Here is a 21,273-nt window from a genome sequence, read left to right on the forward strand (position 1 = left end):
GTCTGCTTTGCAGCGGTGTTTCGTGTTGCGAGGGGGCGAATCATAGGGGACCCCCTCGGCCTTGGCAAGCGTTTTCTTGAATTTGTTCAGAACGGTCTGTGACACGGTGATGAAGCAGGCTTCCATGCCCCGGCGCAGGGTCGCGCAGTTGCTATCTCTATCTATTAGAATCGACGGATGCCTGACCTTCCTATCTACCAGCCATCGCACCAGCCGGCGGATATGCCCCGGTATCTGGACGCGCAAGCGCTGGCAGCAGCACTTTCACGCCCGATTGTCTTTGTCGACCTGGAAACGACGGGCGCCGACGGCACCCGCGACCGTATTACCGAGATTGGCGTCGTGGAAGTGGGACCGGACGGTATTGTCGAATGGGACACCCTGATAGACCCGGGCATTGGCATCCCGCCCTTTATCCAGCAACTGACCGGAATCACTGACGACATGGTGCGCGGTCGGCCAAGCTTTGAGTCACTAGCGGAAACGCTCGCGGAGCGGCTGCAAGGCAAGCTCTTCGTGGCGCACAATGCACGTTTCGACTATGGCTTCCTCAAGAATGAGTTCCGCCGTGTCGGCGTCACCTTTCGCGCCGATGTCCTGTGCACGTTACGGCTCTCGCGCTCGCTGTTTCCCTCGGCCGCGCGCCACGGGCTGGATGCGCTGATCGCCCGGTTCGAGTTGCAACCCAAGGGCCGGCACCGGGCTCTCGCCGATGCCGAACTGTTGTGGCAATTCTGGCAGAAGGTCCACGAGCTCTACACGATGGACCTGGTCGAATCCGCAGTGCAGTCGCTGATCAAGCGGGCGAGCCTGCCCGCCGGGCTCGAAGAAACCGCACTGGACGACGTTCCCGACACCCCTGGCGTCTATCTCTTTTATGGCGACCAGGACATGCCTCTCTATATAGGGAAGAGCATCCACCTGCGCCAACGCATTGGCGCGCATTTCTCCGGCGATCATCGTGCCGCCCTGGAAATGCGGCTGGCGCGCGCGGTGCGCCACGTCGAATGGCGCGAGACTGGCGGTGAGGCTGGCGCACTGCTGCTGGAAGCGCACCTGATCAAGACGATGCAGCCGCTGCACAACCAGATGCTGCGCCAGAATGCAGGACTCTACGCGTGGGAACTGCCCCCCGGGCTGAGCGCGCCGATACTGCGCTCGGATCGCCACACCGATTTCAGCCGGCACCCTAATCTATATGGCGCCTTTCCCAGCCGGGCCAGCGCCCAGGCCCGGCTGGCAGAACTGGCCCAAACCCATCAGCTCTGCCAGGTCGCCCTCGCCCTGGAAAAAACCGCGCGGCGCGGCCTGCCCTGCTTCGCGCGTCAACTGCACCGCTGCCTGGGCGCGTGCACCGGCGACGAGTCCCTCGCAGCTCACCGCGAACGGGCGGTCACCGCATTGGCCAACCTGGCGATCCAGCCCTGGCCGTTCGCGGGTGCAGTGGCATGGCGCGAGCAGCACGGCGCCAAGGCGTGGTGGCATGTCCTGGAAGACTGGTGCTACCTGGGCTCGGTACCCACGCTGGAGGAGGCGCCAAGCTTGCTGTCCTCGCCCGCGCGCTTTGACCTGGACACCTATCAGATCCTGGCGCCACGGCTGCCGGCCTTGCTCGCCGCTGCCGTTCCGCTGGAAGCGGTGCGGCGATTCGAGCTGCAACCACCGGACGCGCCCCGGTCGAAAGCACAGCCGCAGACTGCATCGCCCACCCCGGCGCCCCACCGGCGCAAGCCACCAAGCCCAGACCAACAGACCTTGTCTTTCTTCGACCGCTAGGCGAGGCGACTGCTGACCAGCTAGCCCACAGATCACAAACGGTATACCAAATACCTCACAACTCGCGCACCGCCAAGGTGCGCGACGTCTAGCAATCCCTTCCCATGAGCCGCGAGTTTGTGCCGAAACCTGCTGCATTGCACCAGAACACGGCGAATTGCGGGCGCTCGAACATTTGCCTTGCTCTCGGCAATTCAATGAATATAGTATACCGATTCTAACGAAAAGCCCGATTCACCCCCAACCCTGGCGCCATAGCAACGGCCCCCACAATACGGAGCGAATGCGTGACGCGGCAAGACACAGCAAGCACCGACACCCAGCCGCCAGAGACGTGCTTCCTGCCAGTGTGGGAAGCCGCGGCGCTATTGGCCAAAGGCGACGCCAGCGCGCAGAACCTGGTGAACTGGTGCGAGGCAGCCTATGCCGCCTCGCATCGGGAGATCAACGCCCTCATCCTGGCGGATTTCACCGCCGCGCGCGCAGCAGCCGAGGCCAGCGACCAACGCCGGCGCCGCGGGGAGCCGCTTGGCTTGCTGGACGGTATTCCCTTCTCCATCAAGGAATCCTTCGACGTGGCAGGCTGGCCCACCACGTGCGGCAACCCGGCGCAGCGCCACAACATTGCCGCCAGCGACTCGGCCGTGGTCGAGCGCCTGCGCGCGGCCGGCGCGGTCCTGCTTGGCAAGACCAACGTGCCGATCGGGCTGCGCGACTGGCAAAGCTACAACGCCATCTACGGCACCACCCGCAACCCGCGCGACCTCAGCCGCACCCCGGGCGGTTCGTCCGGCGGCAGCGCCGCAGCGGTCTGCGCGGGCATGAGCTTCTTTGACGTGGGCTCCGACATCGGCTCGTCGCTGCGCAACCCGGCGCACTACTGCGGCGTGTTCTCGCACAAGAGCAGCCACGGACTGGTGCCGCTGCGCGGCCATGGCATCGGCCACGGCTACGGCGAGCAGGACATCAACGTGGCGGGGCCGCTGGCGCGCAGCGCGCACGACCTGGAACTGCTGCTGCGAGCGCTGGCTGGCCCGGACGGCATTGAAGCGCAGGCCTATCGCCTGACGCTGCCGCCCTGCGACAAGCGCGCGCTTGCCGACTTCCGCGTCGCCGTGCTGCCGAGCCATCCGCTGTGCGAGGCGGACGGGGAAGTCAGCGACGAAATCGAAAAGCTCGGCAGCTGGCTGGAGGGACAAGGCGCCCAGGTACGCTGGAACGCGCGCCCGGACTTCGATGCCTCGGCTCTCTGGCACACCTACGTGCTGATGCTGCGGGCTACCACGTCGATCCATATGGATGACGCTGGCTTCGATGCCGTGCTGGCCCGCGCCGCAGGCGCCGCGCCCGACGACCACGGCTACGCCACGCTGCAATTCACCGGCGCCGCCATCCGGCACCGGCAATGGCTGCAGTTGCAGCAAGCCCGGGCCACCTTCGCGCAGGCTTGGCAGCGCTTTTTTGGCGAGGTTGACGTGTTGCTGTGCCCGGCAGCCGCGACCACCGCCTTTGTGCTGGATGAAGCCGGCGAGCCGTGGCAGCGCATGCTCCAGGTCAATGGCCGGGCGCAACCGCTCACCAGCCAGTTGTTCTGGGCCGGGCACTCCGGCCTGTGCGGCCTGCCCTCGACGGTAGCGCCGATCGGCCCGGGCCGCAGTGGCCTGCCGGTGGGCGTGCAGATCGTCGCCGGAAGGTTCGAGGACCTGACCGCATTGCGCTTTGCCCAGTTGCTGGAAGCCGCGGGTTTTGCCTTCCGGCCACCGCCGGCCTCGGCTCAGTCCCAATCCCAATCCCGGTCCGACCCGGTGTAACGCGCACCGGCGCCAAAAAAACCAGCGCACCGCCCCCGAAGCAAAGACACGAAGGAGAGATCATGTTCACCTGGTTCAAGGATTTATCGACAATGGAGCGCAAGGGGTTTTACGGCGCGTTCCTCGGTCATGCGGTCGACGTGTTCGACTTCATGATCTATTCCTTCCTGATTTCAACGTTGCTCACCCAGTGGGGCATGAGCAAATCGGCCGCCGGCGCCATTGTCACCTGGACCTTGGTGTCCTCACTGGTGGGCGCCATCGGTGCGGGCGTCCTGGCTGACCGCTATGGCCGGGTGCGCGTGTTGCGCTGGACCATCGTGGTGTTCGCCGTTGCCTGCTTCCTGTGCGGGCTGGCCAACACCCCCGAGCAACTGCTGGCCTTTCGCATGCTCCAGGGCCTGGGCTTCGGCGGCGAATCCTCGCTGTGCATGGTGCTGGTGACGGAAATGATCCGCAACCCGGCGCACCGCGGCAAATACTCCGGCTTCACCGCCAGCAGCTACTCCTTCGGCTGGGGCGCGGCGGCCATTGCCTACGCCATCACCTTCAGCATCTTCCCGGCCGAAACCGCCTGGCGCGTCTGCTTCTTCATGGGCATCCTGCCGGCGCTGGTGGTGATCTACCTGCGCCGCAACCTGGAGGAGCCGGAAGTTTTCACCAAGAGCCAGGCCGAACGCGCCGCCGGTGGCGCCGGCAGCGGGCCCACCGCCTGGCAGCAGCTGGCGCGGCTCGGCCGCAGGCCGCTGCTGGGCAAGACCGTGCTGTGCAGCCTGCTGTCGGGCGGCATGCTGGGCGCCTACTATGCGATTGCCACCTGGCTGCCGACGTTCCTCAAGACCGAGCGCGGGCTGTCGGTGTTCGGCACCAGCTCCTATCTGGCGATGACGATCGTTGGCTCGCTGGTGGGCTATGTGGCCGGCGCCTATGCCACCGACCGTTGGGGCCGCCGCCTGACCTATATCGCCTTTGCCGCCGGCGCCTTTGTCATGGCGCTGGTCTATATGGTGATCCCGGTATCGAACACGTCGATGCTGTTCCTGGGCTTCCCGCTGGGCGTGCTGATGCAGGGCGTCTTCGCCGGCATCGGCGCCACCATCTCGGAGTCTTACCCCAATGACATCCGCGCCACGGGTTATGGCGTCTCGTACAACGTCGGGCGCGTGATCGGCTCGCTCTTTCCGCTGACGGTAGGCTGGCTCAGCACCGGCCGCACCTCGCTGCCACTGGCGATCGCCATCGTGGCCGGCGTCGGCTACATGATGGTGATGGGCGCCGCCTTGCTGCTGCCGGAAACCAAGGGCATGGACCTGGGCCAGGCCGGCGGCGATGACGACGGCGCGCACGAGCTGTCCCGGGATGCCAACAAGGCCGTGCTGGCGCCGACTGTGGGCAAGCCCGCATAAGGCGCCTGCGGCCGCTTGCGGCGAGGCCGGCGGCTAGGCTAGGCTGCACGGAGGGAGCATGCCTGCTCCCCCTGGAGTCGCCATGTCTGTCGTTCGCCGTCTCTCCATCTCCCCTCGCCTTTGGTTGACCCCACTCGCCGCCATCGCCCTGGGCGGCTGCGCAAGCGTCGAGCAATCCGCCATGCAGCGCATCCTGGATTCGTGGCAAGCCGCCCCGATCGAACAAGCCAAGGCACAGTGGGGCCCGCCGCAATCCGTGCAGGCCGTGCCGGGCGGCACCGCCTACTTGTGGACCGAGGAGGTGCCACCAGCGCGTGCGCCGGGCGGCGGCCCGCGCGATGCGCGCGCGCCCACGTCACCGGAGCCCCTGCTGGTGCCCGGCCTGTGCCATCGCCGCCTGATCGCTGGTCCCACTGGCCTGGTGATCGGTGGCGACTGGTCCGGCAACGCGTGCTGTGTCACCACCGCGCTAGGCCGCTGCAGCGGGCTGGTCAGGACCAGCACCAGCCCCTGATCGCACCGGCCACCGCGCCACTCACCGAATTGGTGCACATCGCGCGTCGAAGCAGGGGATCATGCACCAGTGCCACTCAGGGGCTTGCCACGATCCGGCGCATTTGGGGCGCGGCGTTCACCGCTGCCGTTGGCACACCTCTTGCTGAACAAACTATCGAGTAGAAGCGGTTAGCGCCGATGCGCCTCCCCCAGTGGGCAGGCGCATGCCGGCGCGGGACATTGCTCTCGCGACCATCCGGTCGCACGCCTGGCTGACTCGCATCGCGAGGCATCCGGGCGTTTGGATCCGGCCACCAGGCCGGGCACGAGAGAAAAGAGAGCGCCCACGATGTCCCCCATCTTCACGCCCTTATTCCATTTCGCGGACACATCTGCCGGCCATGGCGCCGCTTGCGTCCCGCGTCGTCGCCCGCCTGTCGCCGTGCCCATCCTGGTTTCCCCCGCAAACATCCGCACAGGAGCCCCCATGAAGACGCCTTCCCCATTGCGCCGCCTGTTGATTACCGGCGCCTGCGCCGCGCTGACGCTCGCCGCCATCCCCGCCCCCGCGCTAGCTGCCGATAAGGTGACGTTCCTCACCTCCTGGTATGCCCAGGCGGAGCATGGCGGCTTTTATCAGGCGGTAGCGAAAGGCATCTACAAGAAGTACGACCTCGATGTCACCGTGCGCATGGGCGGCCCGCAGGTCAATGGCATGCAGATCCTCACCAGCGGCCAGGCCGATTTCCTGATGGGCTATGACCTGCAGGTGCTCAAGAGCGTGGAGCAAGGCGTGCCGGTGACCACCGTGGCAACCTCCTTCCAGACCGACCTGCAAGGCATGATGACCCACGAGGACGTCAAGAGCCTGGCCGACCTGAAGAGCCGCACGGTGCTGGTCTCCACCTCGGGACGCACCACCTGGTGGCCGTGGCTCAAGGGCAAGTACAAGCTGGAGGAATCGCAGTCGCGCGTCTACACCTTCAACCTGCAGCCCTTCTTTGCCGATCCGCAATCGGCCCAGCAGGCGTATGCCTCTTCCGAAGTGTTCTCGGCCAGCAAGGCCGGTGCCAAGACGCGCTTCTTCCTGTTCGCCGACGATGGCTATCCGCCCTACGGCACCACCATCGTCGCCATGCAAAAGATGGTCAAGGAGAAGCCGGACGTGGTCGCGCGCTTCGTCAAGGCGAGCATGGAAGGCTGGAAGAGCTACCTGGCGGACCCCGCCCCGGCCAATGCGCTGATCAAGCAGGAAAACCCCAACATGAAGGACGACCAGCTCGCCTGGGGCGTGGACAAACTCAAGGAGTACCACATGGTCGGCGGTGGCGATGCGGCCCGCTACGGCATCGGCGTGATGACCGATGCACGCTGGCAGAAGACGCGCGACTTCATGGTGGGGGCCGGGCTGCTCAAGGCCGATACCGACTGGAAACAAGCCTACACCACGCAGTTCGTGAAAGACCTGAAGGTCATGCCCTGAAGCGCGCAGCTTCACCGTTCAAGCTCAACCCCATACAAGGATATTTGACATGCTGGTCACCCAACAGCCCGTATTGCGCCGTTTCTGGTATGCCCTGATGCCGATCTCGATGCTCGACGACGGCCCCAAGCCCTTTACCCTGCTGGGGGAGAACCTGGTGCTTTGGAAAGGCATCGACGGCAAGCCCGCGGCGCTGCAGGACCGCTGCTGCCACCGCACCGCACGCCTGTCCAAGGGCTGGGTCAACGAGCGCGGCGACATCGTTTGCGGCTACCACGGCTGGGAATACAACTGCTCGGGCAGCTGCGTGCGGATTCCGCAGGCGCCGGACAACGCCATTCCTTCTGGCGCGAAGGTGCAGGCCTATCACGTGCAAGAGAAATACGGCTACGTGTGGGTGGCGCTGGACGATCCGCTGCAGCCCATCCCCGATTTCCCCGAGGATGGCGACCCCACCTACCGCCGCATCTTCCAGTTCTACGAGAAGTGGAACACCAGCTCGCTGCGCGTGATGGAGAACGCCTTCGACAACTCGCACTTCAGCTTCGTGCACCGCGCCAACTTTGGTTTGTCCGAGCAGCCCAAGCCGCAGAAGTACGAGCTGCAGCAGCGCGAGTGGGGCTTCGAGGCGGAGACGCTGGTGCCGATCCGCAATATCGAGGCGGGCCACCGTGTTACCGGCACCACCGAGCCGATCACGCATCGCCATATGTTCAACCGCTGGGACCTGCCGTTCACGCGCCGCTTCGGCTGCACCTATCCGGCCAGCGGGCGCCATCACATCATCTACAACTGCGCCACGCCGATCGACGACAAGAGCGTGATGCTGTCGCAATGGCTGTACCGCAATGACAGCGAGGAAGACTGCTCGACCCAGGAGCTGATCGACTGGGACGCGCCCATCGTCGCCGAGGACCGCGACATCCTGGAAGCCACCGACTACGACGCCTGCGTGGACACGCGCCGCCGCGCTGAATTCCATATGGAATCCGACAAACCCGGCTTGCTGATGCGCAAGATGCTGATGGAACTGTTCACCCGGCATGGCGAGAAGGAGACCTTCCGCATTCCCGTGGTTCGCGCTTAGGCCGGACTTCGGATAGTCCCCGAACCATTCCATACGGAGACAGCCATGAGCGTCCTCTTTCGCAGTGCCACGCAAGCCCGCGCTGCAGCCCCGAGCCCCGGCGGCCTTGCGCCCAACGCCGGCGGCGAGCCCGCTGGCACCAGCCGGCGCGATGCCGACGCGCCACTGCTGTTCGCCAACCAGATCGAGAAGACCTATCCCAACGGCACCGTGGCGCTGGAGCGCGTCAAGCTGGCGATCAAGCCCGGCGAGTTCGTCTCGCTGCTGGGGCCGTCCGGCTGCGGCAAGAGCACCTTGCTCAAGCTGTTTGCCGGATTGGAGGCGCCGTCGGCGGGCCATATGCGCTGGTGGGGCAACCCCGCCCTTCCGAGCGGAACGAACGCCGGAACGAACGGCGCCACCAACAGCGCAGGCCGCACGCTGGCGATGGTGTTCCAGGAGGCCACGCTGATGCCGTGGGCACGCGTGGCCGACAACGTGCGGCTGCCGCTGGACCTCGCCCGCATGCCGCGCGCCGACGCCGACGAACGCGTGCGGCGCGCGCTGGCGCTGGTGGGGCTGGGCCGCTTCGCCGCGGTCTATCCGCGTGAGCTGTCGGGTGGCATGCAGATGCGCGTGTCGATCGCGCGGGCGCTGGCGACCAACCCGGACCTGCTGCTGATGGACGAGCCCTTCGGCGCGCTCGACGAGTTCACCCGCAACAAGCTCGACGCCGACCTGCGCGCGCTCTGGGCCGAGCGCGGCCTGACAGTGGTCTTCGTCACCCACAGCATCTATGAGGCGGTCTACCTGTCGAGCCGCGTGGTGGTAATGGCGGCGCGGCCGGGCCGCGTAATTGCCGACGTGGCCATCGAGGGCCCCGAAGTCCGCGATGAGGCCTTCCGTGTTTCGCCCGCCTTCATGCAGTACTGCGCGCAGTTGTCGGCGCTGCTCGCGCAGGCCAACACCGGCGTCGACCCCAACGAGCACTGAGCCCGGCAGCAGCATCGATCCCACAAACAACAAGGAGCCCCCATGAATCCCCCGCTACTGTCGCGCCCCGCCGTACAGCGCGTGGCCGCCCCGCTTGCCGTCGGCGTGCTGCTGTTGCTCGCCTGGCAGGCGACATGCACTGTGCTCGCCGTGCCCGCGTACCTGGTGCCCACGCCCACCGCCATCGGCCATGCGCTGGTGGAAGACTGGAGCCTGCTATGCGGCTCGCTATGGGTGACGCTGCGCATCACCATGCTGGCCTTTGCGCTGGCCGTGGTAGTTGGCACCGCCGCGGCGTTCATCTTCGTGCAGAGCCGCCTGATCGAAGCCAGCCTGTTTCCCTACGCGATCCTGCTGCAGGTCACGCCGGTGGTAGCGATCGCGCCGCTGATCATCATCTGGGTCAAGCAGCCGACGCTGGCGCTAGTGATCTGCGCCACCATGGTGGCCGTGTTCCCGATCATCTCCAACACGGTGCTGGGCCTGCGCAGCGTCAACCCCGGCTTGCTCAACCTGTTCCGCATCAACCGCGCGAGCCGCTGGGATACCTTGCGCCGCCTGCGCATTCCCAGCGCGCTGCCGTATTTTTTCGGTGGCCTGCGGATATCTTGCGGCCTCGCGCTGATCGGCGCGGTGGTAGCGGAATTCGTGGCGGGCACCGGCGGCACGGGCGCGGGGCTGGCTTACCAGATCCTGCAGGCGGGCTTCGCCCTCAATATCCCGCGCCTGTTCGCCGCGCTGTTCCTGATCACGCTGACCGGCGTCGCATTGTTCGGCGCCATGGTGGTGGTATCACGCATGGCACTGTCCCATTGGCACGAAAGCGAGCTGGCATGACGACCAACACCATCCTGATCCGCAATGCCACCGCCATCCTGACCGGCCTTCCTGGTAACGATAAGGGTGGGGGCGAGGGTGAAGGCGAACGCCATGCCGGCCCGGACCTGCGCGTGGCCGGCGGCACCATCGAGGCCATCGGCAAGCTGGCGCCGCGCCCCGGCGAACAAGTCATCGATGCCACCGACTGCGTGGTCTACCCGGCCTGGGTCAACACCCATCATCACCTGTTCCAGTCACTGCTCAAGGGCGATCCGCCGGGGCTGAACCTGACGCTCACGCCGTGGCTTGGAGCGACGCCTTACCGCTTCCGCGCCGCCTTTGACGAAAGCACCTTCCGGCTTGCCGCCCGCATCGGCCTGATCGAACTGGTGCGCAGCGGCTGCGGCACGGTGGCTGACCACAACTATCTCTACTATCCCGGCATGCCCTACGACAGCTCGGCCATCCTGTTCGAGGAAGCCGAGGCGCTGGGGCTGCGCTTTGTGCTGTGCCGCGGCGGCGCCACCCGCACGCGCCAGCTGGAGAGCGAACTGCCGCAGGCGTTGCGCCCCGAAACGCTCGACCAGTTCCTGAGTGATTGCGAACGGCTCACTGCGCGCTACCACCAGCCCGCGCCGGATGCGATGCGCCGCGTGGTGATGGCGCCCACCACGCCGCTCTACTCCATGTCGCCCGAGGAGTTGCGCACCTGCGCGCGCACCGCGCGCCGGCTTGGCATCCGGCTGCACAGCCATTTGTCGGAGACCGTGGAATACCAGAACGCCGCGCGAGACAAATACCAGACGACACCCGTGGCCTTCTGCGGCGAGCACGAGTGGCTGGGCCGCGACGTTTGGTTCGCCCATCTGGTAAAACTGGGCACGGACGAAATCCGCCAGCTCGGCGCAACCGGCACAGGTATCGCGCACTGCCCGCAGAGCAACGGCAGGCTGGGCAGCGGCATTGCGAACATCCCGGCGCTGGAAGCCGCTGGCGTGCCGGTGTCGATCGGGGTGGACGGCGCCGCCTCCAACGAAGCGGCCGACATGATTTCCGAAACGCATGCGGCGTGGCTGCTGCAGCGCGCGCGGCGAGGCCATGGCGCCCGCCCACGCGCCGAGGGTGGCGACCATGAGGGCGGCGCCGACGCCGCGCGTGTGGAAGACGTCGTGCGCTGGGGCACGGCGGGCGGCGCGGCGGTGCTTGGCCTGGATGCGGTGGGCACGTTGCAGCCGGGCAAGGCGGCCGACCTCGCCATCTACCGGCTCGACGACCCGCGCTGCTTTGGCCTGCACGATCCGGCCATCGCCCCCGTGGCCAGCGGTGGGCGGCCGGCTCTGCGCGCGCTGCTGGTGGCTGGCCGCGTGGTGGTGGAGCATGATGCGATTCCGGGGCTGGACCTTGGCGAGCTTGGCGCTGCCGCGCGCGACGCAGTGCTGCGCTTGCAGCAGCGCGCCGCATAGCCCGCGGCGCCACGTCGTTGATGCAGGAAGGCGCGAACCGGCAGCGGATTTTTTCTTGAGCCTGGCGCTCGTGGGGCTGATCGGCCTGCGGTTCGCCGAAACTGAGGCTTGATCCAGGCTAGCCGGGGCGCGGGCCGACGTACGCGGCACGCGGGCGGATCAGCTCGGCATCGGCACGCTGCTCCAGCGCGTGCGCGATCCAGCCGATGGAGCGGCCAAGCGCGAACATGCCGAAGGCCGCGCCGGGCGGCAGCCGCAGATGCCGGCGCAGCGCCACCAGTGCAAAATCGATCGATGGCCGCTGCCCCAGCAGCGCGAAAGCGTCGTCGATGATCGCTTGCCATTGCGGGTGATGCGGGAGTATCCGCGCCAGCAGGCCGGCGGCGCGGATGTCGCCGGCGGGGTAGAGATGATGGCCAAACCCCGGCAGGTTCTCGCCGCGGGCAAGCCGCTCGCGCAGCTTCGATGCGGGCGGCGCCTCGCCGAGCTCGTCCCAGAGAGCCTCCACGCGGGCGGTGGTCCCGCCATGCAGCCCACCGGTCAGCGCGGCCAGGCCCGCGACCACGGATGCGCGCAGGCTGGCGCCGGTGGACGCCACGCAGCGGGCCGTGAAGCTCGACGCGTTCAGCTCATGGTCCGCGCAGAGCACCAGCGCCATGCGGATCAGGTCCGCGCCTTCTTCGCCCACCTGCCAGGCGCTGGCGCATTGTCGATGGACCGGCGCGCTGGCGGGCGCCGTGTGCAGCAGGCAGGCCGCCAGCAGACGCACCAGCACGCCGCAGCCTTCGGCAAGGCGTTGCGGTGACCTTTGCCACTGCGCCGTGGGGTCGTCTTCGCTGGCGATGGTAAACAGCGGCAGCAGCGCCGCCTCGCTGCGGCGCCCGGAGAAGGCCGCCTGCATTGCCGCGAGGTGCGCCGGCGCAAGCGGCGCTGCGCCAAACGCCGCGTCCTGGGGGCACTGCCACAGCAATGCGGCCACCGCTTCCACGGTGTCCGACGCGGCCAACGCAACGGCATCCATGCCCCGGTAGTAGAGCCGCCCGTCCTCAATCAAGGTGATCCCCGATTCCAGCACCGGCAGACCCCAGCTCAGCGTGGCCTTGGCCACCTCGCGAGGCTTGCGGCCGCGCGTGCGCTGGCCAGCCAGGCGCGCAACGTCGTCGGCGAGATAGCGGCTTTCGCGGTGGGTTTCGCTATCGTGCGCGTGCAGCAAGCCACGGCTGACATAGGCATAGAGCGTCTGGCGGGACACGCCAAGCTGGGCGGCGGCTTCGGAGGAAGTCAGGTAGCGGGGCACGGGCGACGAAATCGATCAATAGGTTGATTAAGTTAATCAATATTGACTATTAAAACAAGGAGCCTATGCTGCAAAGCACGAATTCCCGACCCACCCCAACGGAGAACGCACCATGCCCGGCCCCGGAGAATCCATGCTTTCAGCCACGAGTCCCACGACAGCCGTCACCCCTTTCCTTGGTGAGATCTGGCGCAGCGTGCACGGGGACGCCGCGTGGCTCGAGCACATTGCCGTGGCCGGCACCGGTCACTTGCCCGCGGTCTTCCCCGTCACCGCCCTGGCCACCGCCGCCGTCGGCGCAGCCGCCCTGGCCATTGCCGAGTTGATCCACCGGGCCTGCGGGCATGCGCCGCATGTCCAGGCAGATCAACGTCTCGCTTCGCTATGGTTCGGCACTTCGCTGCGGCCACAGGGCTGGGAATTGCCGCCGCAATGGGATCCCGTTGCCGGCGACTACCGGGCCAAGGACGGCTGGATCCGTCTTCACACCAACGCCCCACATCACCGCGACGCTGCCCTCGCCGTGCTTGGCGTGGCGGCGCAAGCGGACAAGGCCGCCGTTGCCCGGGCCGTATCCGGATGGGAAGCCAGCGCGCTGGAAGCCGCCATCGTCGAGAACGGCGGCTGCTCGGCGGCCATGCGCACCGAGGCCGAATGGGCAGTCCATCCGCAGGGGATCGCCGTCAACAGCGAACCGCTGATGCACTGGACGACGTGCGCTGCTGGGCTTCGGCCAGCCTGGGCCATCACCCCGGATCGCCCGTTGCGCGGCATCCGCGTGCTGGACCTGACCCGGATCCTGGCGGGTCCGGTGGCCACCCGCTTCCTGGCCGGCTTCGGCGCCGATGTGCTCCGCATCGACCCACCCGGCTGGGAAGAGCCAGGCACAGTGCCGGAAGTGGTGCTCGGCAAGCGCTGCGCCCGGCTCGACCTGAAGAGCGCGGCGGACCGGCAGGTGCTGGAGCAGTTGCTGAGCCAGGCCGACGTGATGGTGCACGGCTACCGTCCCGAAGCCCTGGCGCGGCTTGGACTGGACGCGCGGCGGCGCCGCGAGATCAATCCCGCGCTGGTGGATGTGTCGCTCGATGCCTATGGCTGGAGCGGGCCGTGGAAGGGCCGGCGCGGCTTCGACAGCCTGATCCAGATGAGCACCGGCATTGCCGATGCGGGCATGCGCGCCGCAGGCCTGGACCATCCCAAGCCGCTGCCGGTGCAGGCCATCGACCACGCGACCGGCTACCTGATGGCAACAGCGGCCATCCGCGGGCTGGCGCAGCGCCTGGCGACCGGCGCCGGCTGCGAGGTGCGGGCCTCGCTGGCGCGCACGGCGCATCTTTTGGTGACGGGCGCGCAAGACGAAGCATCCCTGTTCCCGCCTGAAGCCCCGGCGGACCTGGCAGAAACGATTGAAGCGACTGCCTGGGGACCTGCGCGACGGCTCAGGTCCCCAGCAACTGTGCAGGGTGCGCCAATGGTGTGGGACCGTCCAGCGGACAGGCTGGGCGCGTCGCTTGCGCAGTGGTCCCTAAACTAACTGCTGGCCTGTGGCCGACCTTGATAGGGGCGTTGCCTTGCCTTGTCGGCCAGACTATACTTAGCCAACTGAATTAGCTAAGTCAGGATGACCACATGCTCACGATCAACATGCACGAGGCCAAAAGCCAATTGTCACGGCTAGTGGAGTCGCTGGAAAGCGGGGCGCAAGATGTCATTGTCATTGCGCGCAATGGCAAGGCCGCCGCCAAGCTGGTGCCCATCGGCGAGCCGGACGTTTCCAGGAGAATCGGCGGCGGGCTTGCGCTGCTCGGCCAGTTTCCGTCTGTCAGCCTGGAAGAATGGAATGCACTCGATGCAGACGTGGCATCGCTCTTTGAGAACGGGACAGAGAGTGACCACTCGTGAAGGTGCTGCTCGACTCGCATATCGCTATCTGGGCGAGCCTGAACGATCCACGTCTGTCGGCCAAAGCCCGGTCGATGATCGCGGAGCCTTCCAATGAGATTTATGTGAGCGCTGCCAGCGTGTGGGAGATATCCATCAAGGCAGGGTTGGGAAAGCTGGACATGTTCAACGGTGGCCAAGCCGCCGCTGTTTTCCGCTTGTGCGGCTACAAACTCCTCGACGTCACTGCCGCCCACGCGGGTGCGGTGGACAATCTGCCGGCCTTTGCCAACCACAAGGACCCATTCGATCGCATGCTGGTTGCACAAGCGCTGCAGGAGGCCATGGTGCTGCTCACCGACGATGCCAGGCTGCCGCAATACCACCCGATCCTGATCGTCGCCGCCTGAGCCCAGCCGCGCATCGGCCTTTTGCCACACCGGCCGATGCGTCAGGGCGCGCTTAGTCGATCTTCGCGCCCGAAGCCTTGATCACCTGTCCCCAGCGCTTCTGCTCGGCGGCAATGGTCTGGCCGAAGGCCTCCGGGCCCTGCCAGGCTGCCTCGGCGCCTTGCTGCTCCAGCTTGGCGCGGGTATCGGCCTCGCCCAGCACGGCCTGCAGCGCGCCAGACAACTTGGCCACCACCTCCTTGGGCGTGCCCGCGGGCGCCAGCATGCCGTAGAAGCCGACCACCTCGAAGTTCTTCAGCCCGGCCTCTTCCATGGTCGGCACGTCAGGCAAGGCGGGCGAGCGATGCTTGGATGTCACCGCCAGCGCGCGCACCTTGCCGGCCTTGATGTATTGCGTGAACAGCGGGATCGAGTCGGCCATCATCTGCGCCTGGCCGCCCATCACATCGGTCAGAGCCGGGGCGCTGCCCTTGTAGGGAATGTGGACGATAAACGTGCCGCTGGCCTGCTTGAACATCTCCGGCATCAGGTGGGAAATGCCGCCGTTGCCGCCCGAGGCAAAATTCAGCTTGCCGGGATTGGCGCGCGCATAGCCAATGAATTCCTTGAGGTTGCGGGCCGGCACGTTGTTATTGACCACCATGACCAGCGGAATCAGCGCGGTGCGGGCCACCGGCGCAAAATCCCGCGGCATCACGTACGGCAGCTTGGGATAAAGCGCGCCATTGATGGCCATCTGGCCGGTATTGGCCAGCAGCAGCGTGTAGCCGTCCGGCGCGGCTTTGGCGACGGAATCCGAGCCGATGTTGCCGGCCGCGCCAGCCTTATAGTCCAGCACCACTGACTGCCCCAGGATCGGCTGCAGCTTCTCGGCGAGGAGGCGGGCGTGAGTGTCGACCGGGCCACCCGGCGGGAAGCCCACCACCAGGCGGATCGGCTTTTCCGGCCACGCGGCGGTGGCTGGGGCTGCGCCCAGTGCCAGCGGCAGCGTGGCGCAGGCCAGCAGCACCGGCAAGCCGGGCAGGAATCGGTTATTTAATGTGTACTTCGCCATCAGGTCTTTTCTCCTCGTTTATATTGCGGCCTTGCGTTGCCGGCGTGCGCCGGGGCGAGTCCTGGCCGGACTCGTGGCCGGACACCCGCGAACACCCTTAATTGTGACGATTTTATTACATGGCGCCATGCTAGAAATCCCTGTGCAGGCTTATGATGCCCCTGCCCGGCCGCGCCATTGCGTCAGCCGCTTGCCGGCCTGGCGCGTTCAGATAACGGCTGGCCGCTGCGCGCCGGCCTCGCATCCGTGCCCGGGCATCAGCCAAGGAAAGCCAACGTGAAACCAACCAACCGAGCCGTCGTCCTGTTTTTGTGGGCGGCACTGTACTTCTGCTCCGGCTACATCTCGCACAAGCTGAACGGCCCGTTCTCCGCCACTGGCTATATCTGGCTGCCGGCCGGCGTGACCGTGGCCGCGTTCATGCTGACGCCGATGCCGCGCTGGCTGCCAGTAGGGCTGGCGTTCTTCGCCGCGCAGATGCTGCTGGGCTGGGTGGAGGGACGCGACACGCTGCGTCTGATGCTGTTCTCGCTCGACGAGATCGGCTTTGCGGCAGTAGGCGTGGCGCTGGTCAGGCGCACGCACTTTTCGCTCGAAGGGCTGGCCTTCGTGCGCGGCTTGCTGATCGCCGGGGTGGTCAGCAGCGCAGCCAGCGCCGCGGTGGGCGCGGGCTGGTTCACGATCATGCAGGACGTGCCGTTTTGGCGCACCGCGCGCGTCTGGGCCGCGGCCGACCTGGTGGGCGTGCTGATCGTCACGCCGGTGCTGGCGGGCTGGTCGCGCTTTCGCGCCATGCGCTCAGGCGGCATGAGCGGCGGCGATTTCCTGTTCGGCCTGGGCGCGTTCGCCGCGCTGGTGCTGACCACCTTCTTTATCTTTGACAACAAGAGCCTGGGCCCGCTGCCTGCCGGCGTGGTGTTTGCGCTGACCTATATCCCCCTGTTCTTCGCCGCTGTGGTGACGCTGCTGTGGGGGGGCCGGGGCGGCTCCGTGGCGGTGGCGATCCTGGCGCTGTTCGTGCTGGTCAATACCGGCCAGGGCGATGGCCCGTTCGCCGAAAGCGCGGCCCACCATGGCCGCTCGCTGATGGAGGCCCAGCTATACCTGGCCGTGGCCGCCTTGCTGACGCTGCTGATCAGCACGCTGCGCACCAGCCGCGAGCAACTGCACCTGCAGTCGGCGCAGCGCCAGAACGATGTCAAGCTGGCGCTCGCGGCCAGCGGCCAGCTGGTCTATTGCCTGGACCCGCGCAGTGGCACGCTGCGCTGGAGCGGCGACGTGGAGCGCTCGCTGGGGGTGCGAGAAGATACCTTCGGCAATCTCGACAATGTACTGGCGCACGTGCATGCCGACGACCGGTCCCGGGTGCGCGACCGCTGGCTGCGCGAAAGCGACGGCGACGGGGGTGGCGACGGGGGTAGCGCAGCCCGTACCGACCTGCTCTTTCGCCTGATGCTGCCCGCGGGCGACTGCACCATGGTGCTGGATATGAGCAGCCCGCTGCTGGACGGCGACGAGACCGTGGCGGTCATTGCCGGCGCATGGCGCCTGCAAGGCGCGGCTGTGATCGAGGAGCGCGACGCAGCATGACGGCTCTCAAGGGCAGCGGCACGGGGGCCCTGCTCATCCATGGCTTGGGCGGCACGCAGTTCGACCTCGGCCCGATGCACAAGGCCCTGCGGCGCGCCGGGGTGGAGACCCACGCGGTGACGCTGCCAGGACACGCAGGCACGCCCGAGGACCTGGTGCCCGTGCGGGCCGAGCAATGGCTCGACACCGTCACGCAGGCATACGATGAGCTGGCCGGGCAGTACGAAACCTTTCACATCATGGGCATGTGCCTGGGCGGGCTTCTGGCCCTGGCGCTGGCCGAGCGCCGCCAGCACACCAAGGGCCGGCTGATCGCGCTGGCGGCCCCGGTCTACATCGACGGCTGGTCCACGCCCTGGTACCGCGCGCTGCGGCACCTGGTCTATCACATCCCCACGCTGCCAGCGCGCATGCGGGTGGAGGAAGACGAGCCATTCGGCATCAAGAATGACCTGGTGCGCGCCATCGTCAAAGCCAAGTTCGAACGCGGCGACAACTTCCACTACCGCTGGGTGCCGCTGGCCTGCATCCGCCAGGTGGACCGGCTGCGCGGCTGGGTGCTCAACGGCGCCCACCGCATCGCCTGCCCCACGCTGGTGGTGAACGCGCGCGAGGACGAGTTGACCAGCCTGCGTTCGGCCGACTTCCTGGAAGCCACGGTCCCCGACGTGCGCAAGGTGGTGGTGGAAAACAGCTATCACATGATCTGCGTGGACAACGACCGCGAGCAGGTGGTCAGCAACGTGCTCGAGTTCCTCGGCTTCGACCCCGCGCAGGCGCGCCGCCCGGCGCGGGCCAGGGTGGAGGTGCCGATGACCGAGGAAGCCGTCGCCACCGTGGTGAACGAATACCTGCAAGCCCTCACCAGCGGACAGTTCGAAGCGCTGTTCCCGCTGCTGGAGCCCGGCGTGCGCTGGCGCCACCAGGGCGAGCATCCGCTGGCGGGAAGCTATGACGACCGCGACGCCGTCATCGACATGTTTGCCAAGCTGGAAGCAATCGCCGGCAAGACGGTACGCATCGCCGTCACCGCACCGCCGCGCATCGAGGGCGCCACGGCGCAGATCGACGTCGCGGCCTCCTCCGTCATGCATGGCGAGGCCCGGCACAGCCAGGGCACGCAAACCCTGCGCATGCGCAACGGGCGCATCTCCGCAGTGACCTTCCGGCCGGCCGACAGCGCTGATAACGCGGTGAGCGCCACCGAGCCCCTGCCGGCGCCCGCGGGCTAGAACACGCGGCCTAGCTGCAGGTACAGGTTCCACACCCCGTTCGGCGCTGCGGCAAAGCCGAAGTACAGCGGGCCAATGGCGCTGTTGCCGCCGATGAACAGGCTGGCGCTGGTCTTGAACGGCCCGTTGCCGAAGTTCTTGCGCCGCAGCCAGACGTCGCCAGCCTCCAGGCTGGCGCCCACCACGGTGGTGCGCAGCCCGGGCAGGATGAACTCGCGCAGGTCGTTCAGGTATGTCATGCGCCCGTACAGCAGGTAGTTGCCGGAGAACTGGTCCTGCGCGTAAGCGGAAAGATGCTGGAAGCCGCCCAGCGTGAAGCCAAGCCCGCCGCTGACGCTGTTGTCGCTGCGGTGATCGCCATAGGTGGCCGCGGCCTCCGCCGCCAGGTTCAGCGTGTGGCGGCCGTAGCTGGTGGCCCAGAGCGCCTTGGCGTGGGCATCGTTGAAGCGATTGTCGGTGCCACCGAAGGCCAGCTCGTTGGTCGCCAGCAGATAGTAGCCGGTGCGCGGGAAGAGCGGATCGTCGAGCTGGTCGATGGTGAGCTGGGCACGCATGGTGGGCTGGCGCACACGGGCCTGGGAGAATAGCCGGCCGGTACCGATGGGCAGGTTATAGACGGCCGAGTAGTTGACCTGCTGGTAGTTCACGCCCGCCCGGAACTCGCCCAGCCGGCCCAGCGGCACACCCAGGTCCAGGCCCGCGACGGCCGTGTCGATCCGAAAGGCGGTGATCGGGTCGGTATTGCGGTTGGGCGCGGTGTCGCCATAGAGATCGACGCGCTTGCGCCCGTATTCCACATAGGGCGCGACATAGAAGCCAAGCCGGTCGAATACCGGCTGGCGCAGCTCGGTGTGCCACTTGGCCTGGGTGCTGCCCAGCACGATGTCATTGCGCCACTCCAGCCCGCCGGGTGTGATCCACGGATACCGATGCCCCAGTTGCAGGTTGAACCCGCCCTGGCCATTGAAGGTGTTGGACACGCCGAAGCCGAACAGCAGGAACTGCGGGCCCCAGGATTTCTGCTGCGCCTCGACCTTCAGCACATTGCGCCCGTCCTCCGTGACCATCTCCTGCGTCACGCTCTCGAAATCGCCCGAGGTGGAGAGCTGCGCCATCTCGCGGTTAAGCGTGACCGCGTCGTAGGTGTCGCCTTCATTTACGCCCAGGTACTTGCGCACGAAGCTGGCCGGAATGCGGCCGTGCGACCGGATCTGGATGGCATCGATGCGCACCGGGCCCGCCACCGCCTGGCTGCCCTTGCGCGCCGCCAGGTAGCTTTGCCAGGCGTCCGCCGGCAGCGTCAGCGACGCGAGCTTGGGCTCGGCCGCCAGCACGGCGTTCCAGCCGCCCTGGATGCCGTCGTTGGCGCGCGAGAAGTCGGTGAAGGACAAGTCACCCAGCTGGGGCTCGATCAGCACGTCGCCCGGCTTGAGCAGCGCCTTTTGCGTGGCCACGTTCTGGTTGGTCAGGATGGTGACCATCTGCTGCGTCACCGCCGCCGGCGAGTCCAGGCTCTCGGGGTCATCCAGCGGCGAGGCAATATTGACGGCGATGATCACGTCGGCACCCATGTCGCGTGCAAGCTGCACCGGCAGGTTGCTGACCAGCCCGCCATCGACCAGCACGCGCCCGTTCACCTTGATCGGCGCGAACAAGCCCGGCACGGCCACGCTGGCGCGGATGGCGCGCGGCAGCGAGCCGTGGTCCAGCACGACGGGGGCCCCGGTGCCCAGGTCAGTGGCAATGGTGCGAAACGGCGTCGGCAGCTTGTCGAAGGCGCCGTCGGCCGGCAGATGCGGGGTCAGGTTCTGTAGCAGCGCCAGCAGGCGGTTGCCCTGTACCAGGCCGGTGGGCAGCTTGATCTTGCCGTCACCGTAGCCGGCCGAAATGCCGATTGGATATTGGAGGTCATCCTCGCGCTGCGCCTGCGGCAGTTCGGCGCGTTCGTTGCGGTCGAAGGCGATATCGCTCAGGTTGGTATGCGACAGCTTGGCCTCCAGCTCGCCCGCCGACAAACCGCTGGCGTATAAGCCACCCACCACGGCACCCATGCTGGTGGCCGCGATGCAGTCGATCGGCACGTGCATTTTCTCCAGCGCCCGGATCACGCCGATATGCGCGTAGCCGCGCGCGCCGCCACCGGACAGCACCAGGCACACGCGCGCTCGCTTACCCGGGACGGCTGGGGGGGCGGCTTCGTCGGCAACATCGGTGGCAACTTCGGTGGCAGCGTCGGCGGCGGATTGCCTGGCCGGCTGCGCAGGGTGATCCGCGGCCCTGGCGGGCTGCGGCGCCAAGGCTAGCGCCGCCAATGCAAGCAGCATCGGCAGCACCTGACAACCGGACACCAGCGTGCGCAAGCGGCGCGCGATGCATGATAGAGAGCGGGACATGGACAAACCTGGACAATCCGCGGCAAGACGGGACAAGACGGTGAAATCGCCGCGCAGAGTTGGCGGGGAAGGTCGTCACGATAGGGCAATTGCCCGTCCTTGAA

17 protein-coding genes are annotated in these 21,273 nt (G+C 67.0%); 14 read left to right on the plus strand and 3 right to left on the minus strand.

Features of this window, described 5'->3' with window-relative positions:
* Positions 1-177 precede the first annotated feature (177 nt).
* From AC1RQC_RS32625 to AC1RQC_RS32665, 9 genes are all read left to right on the plus strand, one after another.
* Entirely contained in the window at positions 178-1,776 is a 1,599-nt protein-coding gene (locus AC1RQC_RS32625; RefSeq protein WP_492375713.1) for a 3'-5' exonuclease family protein, read from the plus strand.
* Between the two features lie 287 nt (positions 1,777-2,063).
* A complete protein-coding gene (locus tag AC1RQC_RS32630) occupies positions 2,064-3,587 on the plus strand; it encodes an amidase (protein WP_492375714.1) in 1,524 nt (507 codons plus the stop codon).
* 62 nt (positions 3,588-3,649) lie between these two features.
* Positions 3,650-4,993 (plus strand): MFS transporter, encoded by a 1,344-nt coding sequence (locus AC1RQC_RS32635; RefSeq protein WP_492375715.1) that lies wholly within the window; start codon positions 3,650-3,652, stop codon positions 4,991-4,993.
* A gap of 82 nt (positions 4,994-5,075) precedes the next feature.
* Positions 5,076-5,507 carry a hypothetical protein gene (locus AC1RQC_RS32640; protein WP_492375716.1) on the plus strand — a complete coding sequence of 144 codons (432 nt, stop codon included), beginning with the start codon at positions 5,076-5,078 and terminating at the stop codon, positions 5,505-5,507.
* A 468-nt stretch (positions 5,508-5,975) separates the two neighbouring features.
* On the plus strand, positions 5,976-6,971 hold the full coding sequence (locus AC1RQC_RS32645; RefSeq protein WP_492375717.1) for an ABC transporter substrate-binding protein: 996 nt from the start codon (positions 5,976-5,978) through the stop codon (positions 6,969-6,971).
* 49 nt (positions 6,972-7,020) lie between these two features.
* The gene (locus AC1RQC_RS32650) at positions 7,021-8,058 is read left to right on the plus strand and encodes an aromatic ring-hydroxylating dioxygenase subunit alpha (protein WP_492375718.1); all 1,038 of its coding nucleotides are present in this window, start codon (positions 7,021-7,023) and stop codon (positions 8,056-8,058) included.
* A gap of 45 nt (positions 8,059-8,103) precedes the next feature.
* Positions 8,104-9,030 carry an ABC transporter ATP-binding protein gene (locus AC1RQC_RS32655; protein WP_492375719.1) on the plus strand — a complete coding sequence of 309 codons (927 nt, stop codon included), beginning with the start codon at positions 8,104-8,106 and terminating at the stop codon, positions 9,028-9,030.
* A gap of 42 nt (positions 9,031-9,072) precedes the next feature.
* The gene (locus AC1RQC_RS32660; protein ID WP_416051465.1) at positions 9,073-9,867 is read left to right on the plus strand and encodes an ABC transporter permease; all 795 of its coding nucleotides are present in this window, start codon (positions 9,073-9,075) and stop codon (positions 9,865-9,867) included.
* Positions 9,864-11,312: an amidohydrolase family protein gene (locus AC1RQC_RS32665; protein ID WP_492375720.1), complete on the plus strand. Its 1,449-nt coding sequence runs from the start codon at positions 9,864-9,866 to the stop codon at positions 11,310-11,312. Before AC1RQC_RS32660 ends, AC1RQC_RS32665 begins: the two co-directional genes overlap by 4 nt.
* 118 nt (positions 11,313-11,430) lie before the next feature.
* On the opposite strand, the gene AC1RQC_RS32670 is transcribed toward AC1RQC_RS32665, so the two are convergent.
* Positions 11,431-12,609 carry a citrate synthase family protein gene (locus AC1RQC_RS32670; protein ID WP_492375721.1) on the minus strand — a complete coding sequence of 393 codons (1,179 nt, stop codon included), beginning with the start codon at positions 12,607-12,609 and terminating at the stop codon, positions 11,431-11,433.
* Between the two features lie 133 nt (positions 12,610-12,742).
* Between AC1RQC_RS32670 and AC1RQC_RS32675 the strand changes: the two genes are divergently transcribed.
* The 3 genes from AC1RQC_RS32675 (at position 12,743) to AC1RQC_RS32685 (ending at position 14,900) form a co-directional block, all read left to right on the plus strand.
* A complete protein-coding gene (locus AC1RQC_RS32675) occupies positions 12,743-14,143 on the plus strand; it encodes a CoA transferase (protein ID WP_492375722.1) in 1,401 nt (466 codons plus the stop codon).
* Positions 14,144-14,238: 95 nt separating this feature from the next.
* A complete protein-coding gene (locus tag AC1RQC_RS32680) occupies positions 14,239-14,511 on the plus strand; it encodes a type II toxin-antitoxin system Phd/YefM family antitoxin (protein ID WP_492375723.1) in 273 nt (90 codons plus the stop codon).
* Complete coding sequence (locus AC1RQC_RS32685) at positions 14,508-14,900, plus strand: type II toxin-antitoxin system VapC family toxin (protein ID WP_492375724.1); 393 nt, start codon at positions 14,508-14,510, stop codon at positions 14,898-14,900. The genes AC1RQC_RS32680 and AC1RQC_RS32685 overlap by 4 nt, the downstream gene beginning before the upstream one ends.
* Positions 14,901-14,952: 52 nt before the next feature.
* Here AC1RQC_RS32685 and AC1RQC_RS32690 read toward each other — a convergent pair whose 3' ends face one another.
* Positions 14,953-15,954, minus strand: a complete 1,002-nt coding sequence (locus tag AC1RQC_RS32690) for a Bug family tripartite tricarboxylate transporter substrate binding protein (RefSeq protein ID WP_492375725.1) — start codon at positions 15,952-15,954, stop codon at positions 14,953-14,955.
* A 276-nt stretch (positions 15,955-16,230) separates the two neighbouring features.
* Here AC1RQC_RS32690 and AC1RQC_RS32695 point away from each other — a divergent pair, with 276 nt between their 5' ends.
* Positions 16,231-17,544 (plus strand): MASE1 domain-containing protein, encoded by a 1,314-nt coding sequence (locus AC1RQC_RS32695; RefSeq protein WP_492375726.1) that lies wholly within the window; start codon positions 16,231-16,233, stop codon positions 17,542-17,544.
* Positions 17,541-18,776 carry an alpha/beta fold hydrolase gene (locus AC1RQC_RS32700; RefSeq protein ID WP_492375727.1) on the plus strand — a complete coding sequence of 412 codons (1,236 nt, stop codon included), beginning with the start codon at positions 17,541-17,543 and terminating at the stop codon, positions 18,774-18,776. Before AC1RQC_RS32695 ends, AC1RQC_RS32700 begins: the two co-directional genes overlap by 4 nt.
* Here AC1RQC_RS32700 and AC1RQC_RS32705 read toward each other — a convergent pair.
* Positions 18,773-21,100: a patatin-like phospholipase family protein gene (locus AC1RQC_RS32705; RefSeq protein ID WP_492885799.1), complete on the minus strand. Its 2,328-nt coding sequence runs from the start codon at positions 21,098-21,100 to the stop codon at positions 18,773-18,775. The genes AC1RQC_RS32700 and AC1RQC_RS32705 overlap by 4 nt on opposite strands.
* Positions 21,101-21,273 lie beyond the last annotated feature (173 nt).

The sequence above is a fragment of the Cupriavidus sp. GW822-FHT03E04 genome (genome assembly GCF_058801495.1).

What these genes read in the sequence shown, in the direction of transcription:
- AC1RQC_RS32690 (WP_492375725.1), bottom strand. Translation starts at nt 15,954, where the DNA reads ATGGCGAAGTACACATTAAATAACCGATTCCTGCCCGGCTTGCCGGTG.
- AC1RQC_RS32675 (WP_492375722.1), top strand. Translation starts at nt 12,743, where the DNA reads ATGCTTTCAGCCACGAGTCCCACGACAGCCGTCACCCCTTTCCTTGGT.
- AC1RQC_RS32640 (WP_492375716.1), top strand. Translation starts at nt 5,076, where the DNA reads ATGTCTGTCGTTCGCCGTCTCTCCATCTCCCCTCGCCTTTGGTTGACC.
- AC1RQC_RS32680 (WP_492375723.1), top strand. Translation starts at nt 14,239, where the DNA reads ATGCTCACGATCAACATGCACGAGGCCAAAAGCCAATTGTCACGGCTA.
- AC1RQC_RS32700 (WP_492375727.1), top strand. Translation starts at nt 17,541, where the DNA reads ATGACGGCTCTCAAGGGCAGCGGCACGGGGGCCCTGCTCATCCATGGC.
- AC1RQC_RS32635 (WP_492375715.1), top strand. Translation starts at nt 3,650, where the DNA reads ATGTTCACCTGGTTCAAGGATTTATCGACAATGGAGCGCAAGGGGTTT.
- AC1RQC_RS32705 (WP_492885799.1), bottom strand. Translation starts at nt 21,100, where the DNA reads ATGCTGCTTGCATTGGCGGCGCTAGCCTTGGCGCCGCAGCCCGCCAGG.
- AC1RQC_RS32665 (WP_492375720.1), top strand. Translation starts at nt 9,864, where the DNA reads ATGACGACCAACACCATCCTGATCCGCAATGCCACCGCCATCCTGACC.
- AC1RQC_RS32650 (WP_492375718.1), top strand. Translation starts at nt 7,021, where the DNA reads ATGCTGGTCACCCAACAGCCCGTATTGCGCCGTTTCTGGTATGCCCTG.
- AC1RQC_RS32655 (WP_492375719.1), top strand. Translation starts at nt 8,104, where the DNA reads ATGAGCGTCCTCTTTCGCAGTGCCACGCAAGCCCGCGCTGCAGCCCCG.
- AC1RQC_RS32625 (WP_492375713.1), top strand. Translation starts at nt 178, where the DNA reads ATGCCTGACCTTCCTATCTACCAGCCATCGCACCAGCCGGCGGATATG.
- AC1RQC_RS32660 (WP_416051465.1), top strand. Translation starts at nt 9,073, where the DNA reads ATGAATCCCCCGCTACTGTCGCGCCCCGCCGTACAGCGCGTGGCCGCC.
- AC1RQC_RS32645 (WP_492375717.1), top strand. Translation starts at nt 5,976, where the DNA reads ATGAAGACGCCTTCCCCATTGCGCCGCCTGTTGATTACCGGCGCCTGC.